At 31.7% G+C, this 2,375-nt stretch carries 3 protein-coding genes; 1 reads left to right on the forward strand and 2 read right to left on the reverse strand.

The window, feature by feature from the left end; genetic code table 11:
- Positions 1-306, reverse strand: a 306-nt coding sequence (locus COX95_03235; protein PIZ85677.1) for a hypothetical protein, incomplete at its 3' end; no start/stop codon positions are given.
- A 258-nt stretch (positions 307-564) separates the two neighbouring features.
- Between COX95_03235 and COX95_03240 the strand changes: the two genes are divergently transcribed.
- Entirely contained in the window at positions 565-1,785 is a 1,221-nt protein-coding gene (locus COX95_03240) for a hypothetical protein (protein ID PIZ85678.1), read from the forward strand.
- A gap of 145 nt (positions 1,786-1,930) precedes the next feature.
- On the opposite strand, the gene COX95_03245 is transcribed toward COX95_03240, so the two are convergent.
- A complete protein-coding gene (locus tag COX95_03245) occupies positions 1,931-2,221 on the reverse strand; it encodes a hypothetical protein (GenBank protein ID PIZ85679.1) in 291 nt (96 codons plus the stop codon).
- Positions 2,222-2,375: the final 154 nt, after the last annotated feature.

Here is a 2,375-nt window from a genome sequence, read left to right on the forward strand (position 1 = left end):
CGTGACGCGTACATCACTTGGATATTTGAAGTTTGTAATGATACAATCTCCTTCTCCGTCTGTATTTTCAGTAATATGCCAACCTTTAGGATATTTCATTAAAAACTTATGTTGATTATTTTTATAAATGTTCCAAGCGGTCGCATTATTATTTTGATCTGAACTCTCTTTTATTTCTGTGGTTAATGCAGGTTTAATTGATATCTTATTGCTACTATTTCCTTTTTGCTGGCAAAAAAACAAAAAACAGGTCGTAACCCCTACTACAGCAAGAATAGCAAAAAATATATTCCGATTAGAAATCAACTTTCATCCCCTCCTTATTTACTGGAAATAAATTTCAAAGAACAATGCCTTGATCCAGCATTTTAATAAATTATGTAGAAAATAACAACTATTCAAAAATAAACTCATTTTCTATAATTTCTGGATTTTTTTAAAAACGGTATCTAATTTGCGGTAAATGAGGTATAATAAGCATGAAAACTAGTGATCGTGACGTTCTCGCTATAATCATCCTCACTTTGTTTCTCTATCAAACCATTCATAAGAAAGAAGTATATTATGAACATTTTATTTATTAGCCCAATTTCCCCCTATGAAAGTATAGGCGGCGTTGAACGTTACATCATTAATTTAATTAATTATTGTAAAAATCAAACCCAGCTTAAAACGGTTATTATGCTGCCTACATATAAAGATAGCAGTATTGAGGAATCCGGGAGCGTTATTACTTATTTTGACAAAGATATAGCTTTGCCAAGAAATTATTCCAGTAAGGAAATTACAGAAAAATCACAATCTTTTGCCAAGACAGTAGAAAATATTATTATTAAACATGATATTGATATTATTTGTGCTGAAAATTTTCACCTAGGCCTACCCCCTGCTTATAGTTTGCTTCTTAATATGATAGCTATTTTAAATAAAAAACCTTTGGTTTTAAGACTCCACTCTTTTACAACTTCAGGACTTCAGGTAGAGCTTATCAATCAGCTTATGTGGAATAAAATAAGTTGTGTCAGTAAAAGCGTTGAGGGCGATTGTTTTCATAAAGGTGCTAACATAGATAATTTATCCACTGACTACTTAGGTGTAAACACAGATGAATTTAATAAAAATAAAACTTCAAATGATAACCTTCGAAAGCAATTGCAAATATCGCCTGAAGACAAAATCATTCTTACGGCTACTAGAATTATTCAAGGAAGGAAGAATATACTTAAAGAAAAAGGGATAATTAACTTAATGCAAGCATTTTCAAAGCTTGCGCCAAGGTATCCAAATTTAAAACTTCTTATTGCTGTAGGCAAACCGCCGGATCACTTAAAAAACGAATTTGATCAAGCATATGAGATGCTTTTAGGTTATATAAAACTTCATAATATTGAATCTCAAGCTATTGTAAAAATGTTTAAATTAAACGAGATGCCCGAGGTTTACAGGGAATCTGATATATTTGTTTTGCCTTCTGAAAATGAAACATTCGGGCAAGTGTTTATCGAATCCATGGCTTGCGGTCTGCCTGTTATTGGCACAAAAGTAGGAGGAGTGCCCGAAATTATAAGTGATTCCTATAATGGATACCTAATTCCACCTAATGATTCCAGCATTCTTGCTCAAAAAATAGAAAAGCTTATGAATGATAAAAAAACAAGAGACAGATTTTCAAGGGCTGGGCTTAAAACAGTTCAAGATAAATTTACATCAAAAAAACAATTTTTCAATTTCATGAAAACATTAGAAAAAACCGCACTAAATGCGGTTTCGGCTATATCAAAATAATGATTTGATAAAATATTAATTGAATGATTACGATTTTTAAATTTTTGGTAAATTAATTTTCATATAAACGTCATCAATTTTAAAACCCAGAATAAATGCAAACACCGCACTAAATATATAAAACAGAAAGTTACTATTAACACTTTTAAACTCCATAGAAATAGAAAATACTGCGATAGAAATCGTAAACAATACCTAGCCCCAGAATACTAAATAAAAGTGTCCACAATAAACGTACGGCATTACCCCACACAAAATTAACATACGGGGCCAAATAAAAGAACTTATCCCAAATCACTGCCAGAATAAATATCGAGAAAAGCGTAAAAAGTAATCCCGCAAAAAATCGTCTTAAGTCTTTAATATAAGTGGTATTTCTCTCGTGTTGAGGCTTAATAGTGCCATTTTCTAAATCAAACTTAAATCCTAGTTTCATATTCCGCTCTCGATTAATTCTTCAACTTTTCTTTTTGCTTCGCCTAGGAGTTGTTTGGATTTTTTGCGAGATTCATGGGATTTGCGGACTAAATCAGCGATTTTTTGTTGGGCAAATTCTGATAAAAGTGGCACTGGCAAGTTTCTTAAATAAT

This window comes from bacterium CG_4_10_14_0_2_um_filter_33_32, from assembly GCA_002792735.1.
In the GTDB taxonomy this organism is placed as follows: domain Bacteria; phylum Patescibacteriota; class CPR2_A; order CG2-30-33-46; family CG2-30-33-46; genus CG2-30-33-46.

Coding starts and splice junctions, on each gene's coding strand:
- COX95_03240 (PIZ85678.1), top strand. CDS start 565: ATGAACATTTTATTTATTAGCCCAATTTCCCCCTATGAAAGTATAGGC.
- COX95_03245 (PIZ85679.1), bottom strand. CDS start 2,221: ATGAAACTAGGATTTAAGTTTGATTTAGAAAATGGCACTATTAAGCCT.